Below are 14,325 nucleotides of genomic sequence, written 5' to 3'. Positions count from 1 at the left end.
CCGTGCGGATCACGCTGCGTGTCATCGGGATCGGCCCCGGCAATCCGCGACAACTCACGCTCGAGGCCGTCGATGCGCTCGCCGACGTCGACGTGTTCCTCGTCCTCGACAAGGGAAGTGCCAAGAGATCTCTGGTCGCCGCGCGCCATGAGATCCTGGCCCGCCACGCCCCGGCCGACCACCGCGTCATCGAGATCGCCGATCCGCCCCGTGACCGCGATCCCGACGACTACGACGCCGAGGTGCGGCGCTGGCACGCGGCGCGCGCCGCGGTCATCGCCGAAGCGCTGGCCGGTGAACTCGCCGACGGCGGTGTGGCCGCGTTCCTCGTCTGGGGCGACCCGGCGCTCTACGACAGCACTCTGCGGATCGTCGACGACCTGTGTGCGCAACCGCACCTCGACATCGACGTGCAGGTTATCCCCGGCGTGACCAGCGCCAGCGCGCTGACCGCCGCCCATCGCATCACCGCCAACCGCGTGGGCGAACCCATCCACATCACCACCGGACGGCGACTGGCGGAGACGCCCGACGGCGCGGACACCAACCAGATCGTCATGCTCGACGGCGACCTGACCTTCCGAGACATCGCCGACCCCGACGACCACATCTGGTGGGGCGCCTACGTCGGAACCGACGACGAGATCCTCATCAGCGGCCGCGTGGCCGACGTCGCCGACCGGATCGTCGCCGCCCGCGCCGACGCCCGGTCGCGGGTGGGATGGATCATGGACATCTACCTGCTGCGCAAGAATTGAGTGCCGGTCACCAGATCTCATCGATCGCGGCGAGGACGTCGTCGCGGATCTCCTTGCGGCAGATGACGAAGTCGGGCATGTACGGCTGCGGTCGGTTGTAGACGATGGTCGATCCGTCGAGTCGGCTGCAATGCAGGTCGGCAGCCAGCGCGACGCCGACGGGTGCGCAGTTGTCCCACTCGTACTGACCGCCGGCGTGAACGTAGGCGTCGACGTCGCCGCGCACCACTGCCATCGCCTTGGCGCCCGCCGAGCCGATCCCGATCATGTTGAGCGACAGACGGCGTGACACCCACGCGCTCTCGTACGACCCGCCGTAGCGGGATGCCGCCATCCGGCCGGTGAGCGGTCCGCCCGGAGGCTTGACGGTGTCGGATCGGAACACCTCACCGACCGCCGGCAGGGAGACGGCGGCCTCGGTCACGACACCGTTCTCGGTCAGCGCCACGTGTACAGCCCAGTCGGCCGAACCGGCGGCGAACTCGCGCGTGCCATCGAGCGGATCGATGATCCAGACCCGGTCGGCGGTCGCACGGTCGCCGATGTCGGCGCCCTCCTCCGACAGCACGGCGTCATGTGGGCGGTGGCGGACGATGACATTGGCAATCCAGGCCTGCGCGATCGCGTCGCCGACGTCGCCGAGGTGGCGACCCGCCAGAAGGTCGCCGTGGCGAACGCCGAGCAGGATCTGGCCTGCGCCCTCGGCGAGCCGCGCTGCCAGGTCGGCGTCGGAAAGGCGCGAGATCATCCCCCTACTAGAGCACACTGGACACATGCCTGAGCTTCCTGAGGTCGCGGCGATCGCGGACTACGTCGACGGGCGCACGGCCGGCCTGCCTATCCGTCGTGTCGACGTGGCGTCACTCGCGGTGCTCAAGACCGCCGACCCGCCCTATTCCGCCCTCGCGGGCCGCATCGTCGAATCGGTGAGCCGCATCGGCAAGTACCTGGTCATGCGCACCCTGCCGGGACCCGACGACGACGCGGCCGCCGAACCACTCGTCGTGCTCGTCATCCACCTGTCGCGGGCGGGATGGCTGCGCTGGAGCGACCAGCTGTCGCAGACACCGCCACGGCCGGGCGGGAAGGGACCGATCGCGCTCCGAGTGCATTGTGGCCTTCCCGGTGAGGGATTCGACGTCACGGAGGCCGGCACACAGAAGCGCCTGGCGGTGTGGATCGTGCGTGATGTCGGCGAAGTGGAGCGCATCGCCACCCTGGGCCCGGACGTATTGGCGATGGGCCGCGACGAGTTCGGCGCGATCCTGGCCGGGTCCTCGGGCCGGATCAAGAACGTGCTGACCGACCAACGGACCCTCGCCGGTGTCGGCAACGCCTACTCCGACGAGATCCTGCACACGGCCAAACTCTCCCCATTCGCATCGGCGAAAACCCTGGACGACGCGCAGGTGGACATCCTGTACGACACGATCCGGTCGGTGCTCACCGACGCGATCACACGTCTCGAAGGACAAGAGGTGGCGCGCCTGAAATCGGAGAAACGCACCGGGCTGCGCGTGCACGCCCGTACCGGTCTCCCGTGCCCGGTGTGCGGCGACACCATCCGCGAGGTCGCCTTCACCGACCGGTCGTTCCAGTACTGCCCGACCTGCCAAACCGGTGGGAAGGTGCTCGCCGACCGGCGGATGTCGCGCCTGCTGAAATAGCGACCCGGTAGGTTGGGGAGCCGTGAAAACGACCACACGGCAGAAGATCCTGATCACCGGCGCGAGTTCGGGACTCGGTGAGGGCATGGCGCGTCGCTTCGCCGACGACGGCCGGGCGTTGGCGCTGTGCGCGCGACGGCTCGAACGTCTCGACGAACTCGCCGTCGAACTGCGCCCGCGGGCAGCGCAGGTCGCCACCGCCCGTCTCGACGTCACCGACACCGACTCGGTGCCAACAGTTTTCGCCGCTCTCGCGGATGAACTCGGCGGATTGGACCGAGTCATCGTCAATGCGGGACTGGGCAAGGGTGCGCCGATCGGTACCGGCAAGGCGGCCGCCAACATCGAGACCGTCCAGACCAATCTGGTCGGCGCGTTGGCCCAGGCGGAGGCGGCGCTGGAGATCTTCCGCGCCCAGGGACGCGGGCACCTGGTGCTGATCAGCTCGATGAGTGGCATTCGTGGCCTGCCGAAGGCACAGGCCGCGTACTCCGCGTCCAAGGCGGGACTCTCCGCGCTGGGACAAGGACTCCAAGCCGAGTTCGCCGGATCGCCCATCACCGTCTCGGTGCTGCTGCCCGGCTACATCGAGACCGACATCAACCGCGGCGTCAAGACCGCGTTGATGACCGACACCGACAGCGGTGTGCGCGCGATGGTCGCGGCGATCGAGAAGGAAGCCGCGTGGGCGCCCGTCCCGACCTGGCCGTGGCTGCCGATCGCCGGTGCACTTCGGGTGCTGCCCTCCGCGATCACCCGCAGGTTGGTCTGACGCGCGCGGAGCCGGCTCAGCCGGTGGGCGGCGGGGATGCGGACGGTGACGGGGCGGGCGCCCAGACGACGGGTGCGCTCTGGTAGTCCAGCGCCGGGTCCGATGTGGTGTCCGCCCAATAGATCACCTGCTCGAGCCGCTGCTCGGGATCAGCAACAGAGACGAGGCAGGTGGCGTACGACTCGCCGCGACTCATCTGCTCGGGCGGTGTGGACTGGGGGCACTCGGCGAGACCCGGTGTCGGCGCGAGGGTGAGGGTCGGTGTCCTGCCGTCGGCGCTGCCGCTGAGGCCGATCACCGATGGAGCCGGGGCCGGGCGGTTGGCCAGCGAGGTCACCGTCACGTAGAGGAAGTATGCGACGCCGCCGTCGGTGACGTCGTCGGGGACGCCGGTACCCGGCGTGATTCCGGTGACGGTGAACATGGTGCGCCGACCGGCGGCGGCGAAGGCGATGGCCGGTAACACCGCGGATTCACCGAACGCCAGACTCGAACCCGGTGCCGAGCGGGGCGCCTGACCCGCGGGCACGGACACCGAAGCGCTGGTGGGCACCGACGTCGGGGCCGGACCGTCGGGCGTCGACGACGAACAGGCGCCGATCGCGAGCACACCGATGACGATCGTGGACACGAACACACGCCGCCTCGCACGCGTGGCGGGACTGAGGGTCACGTTGCGTAAGGTAGCCGATGTGTCGTCGAAGCAGGGACAGGTTGTGGCCAATGGCGCATTTCAGCTGTTCGGTGCGCGCCGGCGCGCCGATGTGGGCGAGGTCCTGACCGACGTCTTCGGTCGTGACGACATCTCGGCCCTCGGTGCGGATTGGCGCGGCATCGTGTATTTCACGCTCGACGACGACGCCGAGATCGATGCGGACACCGTCGTCGGGTTCGATCCGTCCAGCGGCAGCAGCGGGCCGTTGGCCTCCGTCGGAGAGGTGCTTACCGCGGTCCGCAACGGGGACATCGCCGACGCCGTCGACGTCGCCAGTTTCGACGCCTGGCGCACCGCGACCGGTCAGCGGTCGATCGACATGGGTGACTGTGTGCCGCCGTCGGTCCACGAGTTCATGGGTGGCGATCCGGCCGAACGTTCAACGGAGCCCCAGGATCTCGTCACCTTCATCGCCGTCGCGGCCGCACTCATGGGGCGGCTCGAGAAGCTCGGCGTCGAGCCGGGTGACGAGATCCCCGACGAGGTGTTCGACGAGACCCGTTGGCAGTAGTCCCGACGCGATTCTCTCGCTGGTCGAGTAGCCGAGGAGCCCCCAACCGCTGGTCGAGTAGCCGAGACGCCCCCAACCGCTGGTCGAGTAGCCGAGGCGCCCCCCAACCGCTGGTCGAGTAGCCGAGGAGCTTGCGACGAGGCGTATCGAGACCTCGGAACCGGAACTCGATCTCGATACGCACGCTCGCCTAGCGGCTCGCGGGCTACTCGATCATCGGGTGGGACGCGCTTGCGAGCGTCACCCCCGATCCCTGAGGAGCGGGCTTGCGAGGGTCACGAAGGGTCGCCCCAACCGATTACGCCGAACGCCCGCGATGCGCGCGGTACCAGCGAACCAGGGCGTCGGTGGACGAATCATCCTGGGTCGACGGCGACTGCTCGTCGACGATGACACCCAACAGTTCCTTCGCCTGGGTCTTGCCGAGCTCGACGCCCCACTGATCGAACGGGTTGATACCCCAGATCGCTCCCTCGACGAACACCTGATGCTCGTACAGGGCGACGAGCTGGCCGATGACCGATGGCGTCAACGTGGGCGCGAGGATCGAAGTGGTCGGCTTGTTGCCAGGCATCACCTTGTGCGACACCACGTTCGGCGGCACACCCTCGGCCGCGATCTCGTCTGCGGTCTTACCGAAGGCCAGCACCTTCGTCTGTGCGAAGTAGTTGCTCATCAGCAGATCGTGCATCGAGCCGGTGCCGTCGGCGGTCGGCAGATCGTCGGTGGGCTCGGCGAATCCGATGAAGTCGGCCGGGATCATCCGGGTGCCCTGATGAAGCAGTTGGTAGAAGGCGTGTTGTCCGTTGGTGCCGGGTTCTCCCCAGAAGATCTCACCGGTGTCGGTCGTCACCGGATGCCCGTTGGCGGTCACGGATTTGCCGTTCGACTCCATCGTCAGCTGCTGCAGATACGCCGCGAATCGGGCCATGTCGTTCGAGTAGGGCAGCACCGCGCGGGTCTGGGAATCCCAGAAGTTGTTGTACCAGAGGCCGATCAGACCGAGGATGACCGGCGCGTTCTGTTCGAGCGGAGCGGTACGGAAATGCTCGTCGACGATGTGGAATCCCTCGAGGAACTCGCCGAAGCGTTCCTTGCCGATCGCCGCCATCACCGACAGGCCGATCGCCGAGTCAACCGAGTACCGACCGCCGACCCAGTCCCAGAACCCGAACATGTTGGCGGTGTCGATGCCGAACTCGGCGACCTTCTCGGCGTTCGTGCTGACCGCGACGAAATGCTTGGCCACCGCATCGTCGCCGGCGCCGAGCGTCTTGAGCAGCCACGTCCGTGCGGCTGCGGCGTTGGTCAGCGTCTCGAGGGTGGTGAATGTCTTGGACGCGATGATGAACAGGGTCGTCTCGGCGTCGAGGTCGGCGAGGGTGCCGACCATGTCGGCGGGATCGACGTTGGAGACGAAGTGGCAGCGAATGTTCGAGTCCACGTAGTGCCGGAGTGCCTGATACACCATCACCGGCCCCAGGTCGGAGCCGCCGATGCCGATGTTCACCACGTCGGTGATCGGCTTACCGGTGTGGCCCTTCCATTCACCGGAGCGCAGTTTGTCGGTGAACTCACCCATGGCTGAGAGCACTTCGTGGACGTCGGCGACCACGTCCTGTCCGTCCACCGTCAGGTTGGCGTCGGCCGGGAGCCGCAACGCGGTGTGCAGCACCGCGCGATCCTCGGAGGTGTTGATGTGTTGGCCTGCGAACATGTCGTCGCGCCGGTCCTCGAGCCCGGCCTCGCGCGCCAGACTTGCGAGCAGTTCCAGGGTTTCGCGCAGGACCCGGTGCTTGGAGTAGTCGATGTGCAGGTCGCCGACGTCGATCGTCAATTCGCGGCCACGGTCGGGGTCCGCGGCGAACACCTCGCGGAGGTGCATCGCGTAGACGTGGGGTTGGTGTGCGGCGAGAGCTTGCCAGGATTGCGTCGCGGTGATGTCGTCGTGGTCACTGATGTCGAAGTCGCTGCCTGAGACGTGACTCATGCACTCACCCTATGCGGTCGTGCTTCGGTGCGCGACGGCTCGGGTGCGGCTCGACGAGCGGGATCCAGGGCGGCACGCGGGGCGCTGAATGACCGGGAGGATCACCACTCGGGGCCGTCGACTGGATAATCCAATCGGACACGCTCTGCGGTGATGCGGACGGTCACTACCGCCCGAGCGGCCCGCGGCCCAGGCGCAGCAACAACATGGCCAGGGTGTGGCCTTCTTGTCCGAGTTCGGCGAACCGGTCGAGGACCTTCACCTCGCGGCTGTGAACCAGGCGAGTGCCACCGGAGGCCATGCGCGCGGCGCCGATCTTCTTCGACACCGCCGATCGCCGTTTGACCGCCGCCAGGATCATCGAGTCGAGTCGATCGATCTCGAGACGCAACTGGTCGATGTCGGAGGCCAGGGTCGACACGTCGTCGGACAGGTCGTAGGCATCGACGTCGAAAGGCGTGGATGCGCGGGTCTGCTCGTCGGGTGTGTTGGCGTCGGTCACGCGCACGATTTTGCCACGCGCGCACTGCGCCGTGAGACTGGACCGCATGCTCAGCAGGCGGACGGTCGCAACGGCGGCGATCACCCTGATCGTGGCGCAGCTCGCCATCCGCGCCTGGCTCGCCGGAACCGGCAACTTCTACTGGGACGATCTCGTCCTCATCGGGCGGGCGTCGTCGAATCCGATCCTGAGCTGGGACTACCTCGGTCACAGTCATGACGGACACTTCATGCCCGCGGCTTTCCTGGTCGCCGGGGTGACCACGGTGATCGCGCCGGTCAACTGGGTGGCCCCGGCGATCACGCTCGTGGTCCTGCAGGCACTGGCGTCGCTGGCCGTCTGGCGGATGATTCGGGTGCTCGCTCCCCGCGCGGGGAGCGGGGCGCTGGCCGCGCTGGCGTTCTACCTGTTCACGCCGATGACGGTGCCGGCCTTCGCATGGTGGGCGGCGGCGTTGAACTCGCTGCCGATGCAGGCGGCGATGGCGTGGATCGTCGCCGACGCGGTGCTCCTGGTGCGCACGCGGGGACGACGGCCGGATGCCCGCCTGCTGGTCGTCCGGTCGTCGGTCGTTTTCGTGTTGGCCCTGGCGTTTTTCGAGAAGTCGCTGTTCATCCTGCCGGTCGCCTTCGTCGCCGCGGTGCTGTGTGCGCGCCGGTTCACCGACACCGGTGACACGCCGGACACGGAGGTGCTGCCTTCCGGGGGCCCCCGGCGAATCGACAGCGCCCTCACCCGGGCGTTCGTCGGCGCACGAACGTTGTGGGTCGTCATGGGCGCGATCTTCGTGGTGTGGGTGCTGATCTTCTTCTCGGTGTCCGATGCCACCGCGGGCGAACACTCCATCGAACAAACCGTGCGGCTGGTGTGGCGCTCGATCTACAACGCGGTCGTGCCGTCGTTCGTCGGCGGTCCGTGGCAGTGGGACCGCTGGATACCGAGCCCGCCGATGGGATTCGCGCCGGCGTGGATGATCGTGCTGGGCTGGCTGGTCGTCGCGGCTCTGGTGACCTGGGCGGTCCTCGCCCGACGCGGGTCGATCGCTGTGGTGGCGTGCACGATCGGTTACCTGGTGGTGGCTCAGCTCCCCGTGATGTGGAACCGTTCGAGCACCAACACGGCTCTCGAACTCGCGCAGACCATGCGCTACCTTCCCGACACCGCAGTCGTCGTGACCATCGCGATCGCGCTGATCGTCGCCTCACCCCCAACGGCACGCGCGGCCACCGGTCGTCATACCGGGACGGCCTCGGAGCATGGGCGTGTCGTGGTCGCGGTGACTGTCGTCGGCGGGCTCCTGATCGCGTCGGCGACCATCTCGCTGGTCGGGTTCTCCACATCGTGGCGCGACAACCCCACCGGGGACTACCTCGCCAATGCCAAACGTTCGCTGGCCGCCCATCAGGAGCAGACGATGTTCGACCAGGCGTTGCCGCTCGAGGTCCTGCTCCCCGTGGCGTATCCGAACAACCAGATCAGTCACACGTTCGGCCGCTTGTCGGACCGGCCGCAGTTCGGGGTGACGACGAATCGCCTGCAGGTGCTCGACAGCAACGGGAACATGGTCGCCGGCGCCGTGACACCGGCTCGGACGATCCGGCCGGGCCGCGGCGCGTGCGACCGGCCGGAGGTCACCGGCCCCGCACGGCTGCGGCTGTCCGGGCCGTTGTTGCGTTGGCGGTGGACCGTCGCGGTCAGCTACTGCGCGAACCAGGCCGGGGAGATCGAGTTGTCCCTCGACGACGGTGATCCGGTGCGCGCACCGGTCGACGCCGGCCTGCACGTGGTCTATACACAGCTTGAGGGCCAGGGAGACAGGATCGCGATCCGGCCGGTGACCCCCGGGCTCACCCTGCACACCGGCGAGGGCCGCGTGGGTGAGGTCGCCGACGCCAGGTTCGTCGGCTGATCGGTCGGGTCGCCGTACCGCGACGTCACTATTCGATCGGTGTCGGGAAAACGGAGATGTCGTCGAGATCGACGCCCTCGGTCAGCGCGAGCAGACGTAGCGCCGACGCCAGCTCGGGTTCGGCGGTGACATAGGTGATCTCGCGGTCACCGGCAGCCGTCAACTGTGCATCGAGTTGCTGTGTGAGCAGGTCTGTGCCTGCCCAGTCCGGATCGAGGCGGCCGCCGGTGATGTGCTCGGCGTAGCCCGGTGCGAATGACACGAACAGGTTGCCCTGCGGTCCCACGCCGTCGAACACGTAGTCGCCGACCTTGACTCCGTAGCTACTGGGGAAGCCGACCACCTGATCGTTGTATCGCGCGGCCTCCGGTTGCTTGATGCCCGTGCGTACCAACGTGATCGGCTGCTTGCTGGATTCTTCCTGGCTGTCGATGTACTCGTTGAGGTCGCCCTCGGTCGAGTCGATGAACGGGAGGTACTGCAGGGTGGGGATGGCCCGGACACCGCGTGCACCCTGCGGGAGATCGGTGGCCGCACACCTGGTGTCGGCGCGCCCACCGAACGGGGTGGTCAGGACCCGGGTGCAGGTTCCGCCGCGTTCGCCGGGCCGCCCGTCGTCGACCGCGTAGCGCACGGTGATCCCGAAATTGATGTGGCCGTTCACCGGTCGCATCTCGTCGACGACCTCGGGGTTGAGGGCACCGCTGGCGGTGATGGTGAAACCGCACGAGGCGGGTGTGCACGATCCGGTGGCACGCGTGTTGATCGGGTTGTCCGCCAGCGGCACCGCCGGCGCGGGGATGCTCAGGAGATCGGGAACCAGTGCGCGTTCGTCCGCGTACAGCGTGGCGAGGTCGTCGGGCGCCAGCACGGTGACGTCGGTGTCGATGCTGACGTGGATGCCCTCCCGCTCGAACTCGCCCGTGATGTGGGTGACCTGTTTGGTCGACGGATCGAACGTCGTCTCCATCGACCCGACGCGCAGGGTGTCGGCGTCGACGGCGGTGATCACAGGGTCGCTGGTGGGCCAGAACCGGGCATCCGGTGTGCCCTGATTCGGTGCCGGGAGTTCCAGGCCGAGTTGGGGTGGCTCCACACGTTCGGTGTTGCCGATACGGCCGGCGAGCAGTGCCGGCGACAGGAGATAGCCGAGGTCGGGCAGGCCGGAGTAGCGCAGATCGGTCCAGGTGTCGTCGACCGCGCCGAGGTCGAGGGCGGAGGCAACCGGCGCACCGTCGAACAAGTCGGTCCACACCCGCGACGGACCCTTCAGATACCGGTAGTTGCCGATCTGTCGGTACTCGGCCGCGGTCGAGTTGTAGGCGATCTCGCCGTCGGCGTTCTTCGTCGCCGCGACCGTCAAGTCGGTGAACTCCACCGTCTGCGGATCGGAGTCGGGCGCATCCGACGTGGTCGTGAGGGTGCCCGTATATCGGGCTCCGGGACTGCCACCGAGGCCGAAGGCCACCTCGTCGAGGTTCTTCTGGGCGGTGAACGCAGCCGTGGGTGATGCGGAACCGGCGGTGGGGAAGGGCACGAGCGACAGCACGACCCCGGCGACGAGCGCCACCACGCCGATGCCGAACAGAACGGCGGGACCGGCTATCGACCGTTGGCGCATCGCAGACCTTTCCAGGTGCCTCGACGACCCCCGCGGTCGTCGGTGTGACCAGCAGATCATGCCGGACCCGGCGGACAACATGCACCGGATGAATGACCCGGCGCATCCTCCCCCGATTCGGGCATATCGTAACCGCCGGTCACCGACCTACGCCGGGGGTGTCGGCGCTCGGGGGTAGCCTTGTCTCCTGATGACAAGCTCCACCCGCGCGACGGCCGACGGTGTTCCGACAGCCCGGTCCGCCGACACCTCCGATGACCCCACCGCCCGCCTGCTGGCCGATCTGAATCCGCAGCAACGTGCGGCGGTGCTGCATGCCGGTTCACCGCTCCTCATCGTCGCCGGCGCCGGTTCCGGCAAGACGGCCGTGCTCACACGGCGTATCGCGTACCTGCTCGCCGAACGGGACACCACTCCCGGACAGATCCTCGCGATCACCTTCACCAACAAGGCGGCGGCGGAGATGCGGGAGCGGGTGATCGACCTGGTCGGGCCCCGCGCGGCCTACATGTGGGTCTCCACTTTCCACTCGACCTGCGTCCGCATCCTCCGCGCACAGTCCGCCCTGCTCGGCGCACGGAATTCCAACTTCTCGATCTACGACTCGGACGATTCGAAGCGCCTGTTGGGCATGATCATCCGCGACATGGATCTCGACCCGAAGAAGTTCAGCCCCCGCGGTGTGGCGGTGAGCATCTCGAATCTCAAGAACGAGTTGATCGATCCCGACGAGGCGCTGGCGAAGGCCGGCGAGGGCGAACCATCGGTGCTGGTGATCGCTCAGATCTACGCCGAGTACCAGCGGCGCCTGCTCGCGGCCAACGCGTTCGACTTCGACGATCTCATCGGCGAGACCGTGTCGTTGCTGCAACGCCATCCGGAGGTGGCCGAGTACTACCGGCGCCGCTTCCGTCATGTCATGGTCGACGAGTATCAGGACACGAACCACGCCCAGTACGTGTTCGTCCGCGAGCTCGTCGGCGAGGACAACACGGACTCACCGGTGTCGCCGTCGGAGTTGTGTGTCGTCGGCGACGCCGATCAGTCGATCTACGCGTTCCGCGGGGCGACCATCCGCAACATCGAGGAGTTCGAACGCGACTACCCGAACGCGGAGACGATCCTGCTCGAGCAGAACTACCGCTCCACGCAGACGATCCTGTCGGCCGCCAACGCGGTGATCGCCCGCAACGAGAACCGCCGCGACAAGCGGCTGTGGACGGACTCGGGCGACGGCGAACTGATCGTCGGGTACGTGGCCGATTCGGACCGCGACGAATCCCTGTTCATCGCCAAGGAGATCGAAGATCTCACCGACTACTCGATCGGTGGCTCCACGAGCCACTCCTATTCCGACATCGCGGTCTTCTACCGCACCAACACCGGTTCACGGCCCCTGGAGGAGGTGTTCGTCCGGCACGGCATCCCGTACAAGGTGGTCGGCGGCACCAAGTTCTATGAACGCAAAGAGGTCCGCGACGTCGTCGCCTATCTGCGTGTGGTGTCGAATCCCGACGACTCGGTGAGCCTGCGGCGCATCCTCAACACCCCGCGCCGGGGGATCGGCGATCGGGCCGAGGCATGTGTGGCGGTGCATTCGGAGAACCGCGGCATCAGCTTCTACGAGGCTCTCGTCGAAGGTGCCGAGGGCAAGGTGGGGATGCTGAACACCCGCGCGGTCAAACAGATCGGCGGCTTCGTCGAGCTGATCGAAGGTCTGCGCAACGACTTCCTCGCGACGTTCGGGGCGGCCGGTGACGCCGCCGAAGACGTCGCGGTCGTGGACGCCACCGAGGAGGGCGCCGACATCGGCGAACTCGTCGACGCCATCGTCGAACGCACCAACTACCGGGCCGAGCTCGAGGCATCGCGCGATCCCCAGGACGGCGCCCGGCTCGACAACATCAACGAGTTGGTGGCCGTGGCAAGGGAATTCAGCGCCGAGGCGGCCGGTCTGGTCGCCGACGACGGTATCGACCTCGATGACCTCGACGACGTCGACGCCCCGGTCGGTGATGGCGAGCCCGAGCCCGGATCCCTGGCCGCGTTCCTGGAGAAGGTGTCGTTGGTCGCCGACGCCGACCAGGTGCCCGACGAGGGTGAGGGAGTGGTGACCCTCATGACGTTGCACACGGCGAAGGGGCTGGAGTTTCCCGTCGTGTTCGTGACCGGTTGGGAGGACGGCCATTTCCCCCACATGCGGGCACTGGGCGATCCTGCCGAACTCAGTGAGGAACGCCGCCTCGCCTACGTGGGCATCACCCGCGCGAAGGAACGGCTCTACCTGACCCGGTCGATGACCCGAGCATCATGGGGTCAGCCGGTATCCAACCCGGAATCCCGCTTCCTGCAAGAGATTCCGCAGCATCTGCTGGATTGGCGACGAACCGAGCAGTCCCGCTCGGCAAGTCGTCGGTTCGGCTCATCCGGCGGCGTGTTCGGGCGCGGTGACTCCGGATTCGGCAGTGATCGGCTCGGCCGGTCGTCGTACTCGTCGGACCCGACGCGGGGCCGAAACAAGCAGGTGCACTACGACATCGGCGACCGGATCAACCATCCGAAGTACGGCATGGGCAAGGCCGTGGCGAAGGAGGGGAGTGGCGCCACCGAACGCATCACCTTCGACTTCGGTGGCAGCGTCGGCCGCGTCACGCTCCTGACTGCCGGTGGTCTGCCCGGCGACAAGCTCTAGCCCGGCTTAACTCCCGTAGGCGGACAGCTGCACGCCGTGCTCGGCCAGCCACGGTGTCGGGTCGACCTTGGTGGTGCCGTTCTTCCAGACCTCGAAGTGCACGTGCGGGCCGGTGGAGAAGCCCTCGTTGCCGACCAGGGCGATGACGTCGCCTGCGGTCACGTGCTGGCCCTTCTGGACCAGGACGCCGGAGGACGACATGTGGCCGTACATGGTGACGGTGCCGTCTTCGGCGCGGATCTGCACCCAGTTGCCGTAGCCGGAGGCCGGGCCGGCGTCGATGACCACACCGTCGGTGACGGCGTGGATCGGGGTGCCCAGCGGGGCTGCGAGATCGATGCCGCCGTGGAAGCTGCCCCAGCGCATCGCGAAGCTCGACGTGAAGTCGTACTGGCCCATCGGGATGGGCGAGGCGAACATGGGACGGCGGGCCAACGCCTCGCGACGGTCCTCCTCGGCGGCCATGGCCTTGCCGACGGCGAGCTGCTCGGAGTAGCCGCTCATGTCCTTGGTGGGGGCGGTGGCAGCGAGTCCCGGCCCCAGATCGGGCGTCTCGCCGGTGGTGCCGACGTTCGCGGTGTTCGACGGCGCGGGCGCGTCGATGCTGTCGGTGGAGCCGACCTGCGCGACGGCGGCGACAGCGGCGCCGGCGGCCATGGCGATGAGTGCGGCGCGACCGCCCTTGAGGGCGGTCGGTGGGGCGCTGATGCGGTGTTTCCCGCCGCGGCGGGCCGGAGCCGAGGCGGGGCGGGTGCGGAACGGCTTCTCGTCGCCCTCCACGCGCATCGGGAGGTCGTCGCCCTCGGTGCTCGTGAGGGCGTAGTTGTCGAGGCGGGCGCCGTCGATGTCGAACGGTTCGTCGTGCTCGTAGCCGTCGAACTCGCTCTCCGGGATCAGGATGTCCTGGGTGATCTCGGAGCGGGTCGGCCGGTAGTAGCGGTCCCACGACGCGGGGTCCCACGTCTGGTCCGTGGACTCCCACGCGGGCGACTCGGCGGTGAACTCATCGATCGGGATGATCGTGGTGACTTCCGTGCCGGAATGATCTTCGTCGCGGGCGGCGGGGTGCCCGGTGGTCGTGACCGACCGGCCTGAGAAACCAGATCCCGTCAAATCGTCCACCTCATCTCTTTACTGCCGAGGACTACCCGTTGCCGTCCGTAATCCTTTTGTGACCAACTGCCAGCC

Annotated in this window: 12 protein-coding genes; 6 read left to right on the top strand and 6 right to left on the bottom strand. The window is 67.6% G+C overall.

What is annotated here, in order from left to right:
• Window positions 1-2 precede the first annotated feature (2 nt).
• Complete coding sequence (gene cobF / locus VZC37_RS02620) at window positions 3-758, top strand: precorrin-6A synthase (deacetylating) (protein WP_330430857.1); 756 nt, start codon at window positions 3-5, stop codon at window positions 756-758.
• A gap of 7 nt (window positions 759-765) precedes the next feature.
• Here the strand turns inward: cobF and VZC37_RS02615 are convergent, their stop codons facing one another.
• Window positions 766-1,506 carry a 3'(2'),5'-bisphosphate nucleotidase CysQ gene (locus tag VZC37_RS02615; RefSeq protein ID WP_330430856.1) on the bottom strand — a complete coding sequence of 247 codons (741 nt, stop codon included), beginning with the start codon at window positions 1,504-1,506 and terminating at the stop codon, window positions 766-768.
• Between the two features lie 25 nt (window positions 1,507-1,531).
• Between VZC37_RS02615 and VZC37_RS02610 the strand changes: the two genes are divergently transcribed.
• Together VZC37_RS02610 and VZC37_RS02605 are read left to right on the top strand one after the other, a co-directional pair.
• Entirely contained in the window at window positions 1,532-2,425 is an 894-nt protein-coding gene (locus tag VZC37_RS02610; protein WP_330430855.1) for a DNA-formamidopyrimidine glycosylase family protein, read from the top strand.
• Window positions 2,426-2,447: 22 nt separating this feature from the next.
• The gene (locus VZC37_RS02605) at window positions 2,448-3,197 is read left to right on the top strand and encodes an SDR family oxidoreductase (protein WP_330430854.1); all 750 of its coding nucleotides are present in this window, start codon (window positions 2,448-2,450) and stop codon (window positions 3,195-3,197) included.
• Between the two features lie 16 nt (window positions 3,198-3,213).
• Here VZC37_RS02605 and VZC37_RS02600 read toward each other — a convergent pair whose 3' ends face one another.
• Window positions 3,214-3,870 (bottom strand): hypothetical protein, encoded by a 657-nt coding sequence (locus VZC37_RS02600; protein ID WP_330430853.1) that lies wholly within the window; start codon window positions 3,868-3,870, stop codon window positions 3,214-3,216.
• A gap of 19 nt (window positions 3,871-3,889) precedes the next feature.
• Between VZC37_RS02600 and VZC37_RS02595 the strand changes: the two genes are divergently transcribed.
• Window positions 3,890-4,423 carry a hypothetical protein gene (locus VZC37_RS02595; protein WP_330430852.1) on the top strand — a complete coding sequence of 178 codons (534 nt, stop codon included), beginning with the start codon at window positions 3,890-3,892 and terminating at the stop codon, window positions 4,421-4,423.
• A 298-nt stretch (window positions 4,424-4,721) separates the two neighbouring features.
• Here VZC37_RS02595 and pgi read toward each other — a convergent pair whose 3' ends face one another.
• Together pgi and VZC37_RS02585 are read right to left on the bottom strand one after the other, a co-directional pair.
• A complete protein-coding gene (gene pgi / locus VZC37_RS02590; protein ID WP_330430851.1) occupies window positions 4,722-6,413 on the bottom strand; it encodes a glucose-6-phosphate isomerase in 1,692 nt (563 codons plus the stop codon).
• A gap of 166 nt (window positions 6,414-6,579) precedes the next feature.
• On the bottom strand, window positions 6,580-6,915 hold the full coding sequence (locus VZC37_RS02585) for a chorismate mutase (protein WP_330430850.1): 336 nt from the start codon (window positions 6,913-6,915) through the stop codon (window positions 6,580-6,582).
• A gap of 46 nt (window positions 6,916-6,961) precedes the next feature.
• Here VZC37_RS02585 and VZC37_RS02580 point away from each other — a divergent pair, with 46 nt between their 5' ends.
• Window positions 6,962-8,824, top strand: coding sequence for a hypothetical protein (locus VZC37_RS02580; protein ID WP_330430849.1), 1,863 nt, complete (start codon window positions 6,962-6,964; stop codon window positions 8,822-8,824).
• Window positions 8,825-8,852: 28 nt separating this feature from the next.
• Here VZC37_RS02580 and VZC37_RS02575 read toward each other — a convergent pair whose 3' ends face one another.
• The gene (locus VZC37_RS02575) at window positions 8,853-10,445 is read right to left on the bottom strand and encodes a hypothetical protein (RefSeq protein ID WP_330430848.1); all 1,593 of its coding nucleotides are present in this window, start codon (window positions 10,443-10,445) and stop codon (window positions 8,853-8,855) included.
• 190 nt (window positions 10,446-10,635) lie between these two features.
• Here VZC37_RS02575 and VZC37_RS02570 point away from each other — a divergent pair, with 190 nt between their 5' ends.
• Window positions 10,636-13,137: a UvrD-helicase domain-containing protein gene (locus VZC37_RS02570; RefSeq protein WP_330430847.1), complete on the top strand. Its 2,502-nt coding sequence runs from the start codon at window positions 10,636-10,638 to the stop codon at window positions 13,135-13,137.
• 6 nt (window positions 13,138-13,143) lie between these two features.
• Here VZC37_RS02570 and VZC37_RS02565 read toward each other — a convergent pair whose 3' ends face one another.
• A complete protein-coding gene (locus VZC37_RS02565; RefSeq protein WP_431309307.1) occupies window positions 13,144-14,259 on the bottom strand; it encodes a M23 family metallopeptidase in 1,116 nt (371 codons plus the stop codon).
• Window positions 14,260-14,325: the final 66 nt, after the last annotated feature.

The sequence above is a fragment of the Gordonia sesuvii genome, assembly GCF_036350415.1.
Classification (GTDB): Bacteria; Actinomycetota; Actinomycetes; order Mycobacteriales; family Mycobacteriaceae; genus Gordonia; species Gordonia sesuvii.
Note: the sequence above shows the minus strand (reverse complement) of the source record. Positions and strands in the feature narration are given on the sequence as shown.

Bases quoted from the DNA above. Each gene is read 5' to 3' on its own strand.
- VZC37_RS02580 (WP_330430849.1), top strand. From the start codon at position 6,962: ATGCTCAGCAGGCGGACGGTCGCAACGGCGGCGATCACCCTGATCGTG.
- VZC37_RS02610 (WP_330430855.1), top strand. From the start codon at position 1,532: ATGCCTGAGCTTCCTGAGGTCGCGGCGATCGCGGACTACGTCGACGGG.
- VZC37_RS02615 (WP_330430856.1), bottom strand. From the start codon at position 1,506: ATGATCTCGCGCCTTTCCGACGCCGACCTGGCAGCGCGGCTCGCCGAG.
- VZC37_RS02570 (WP_330430847.1), top strand. From the start codon at position 10,636: ATGACAAGCTCCACCCGCGCGACGGCCGACGGTGTTCCGACAGCCCGG.
- pgi (WP_330430851.1), bottom strand. From the start codon at position 6,413: ATGAGTCACGTCTCAGGCAGCGACTTCGACATCAGTGACCACGACGAC.
- VZC37_RS02575 (WP_330430848.1), bottom strand. From the start codon at position 10,445: ATGCGCCAACGGTCGATAGCCGGTCCCGCCGTTCTGTTCGGCATCGGC.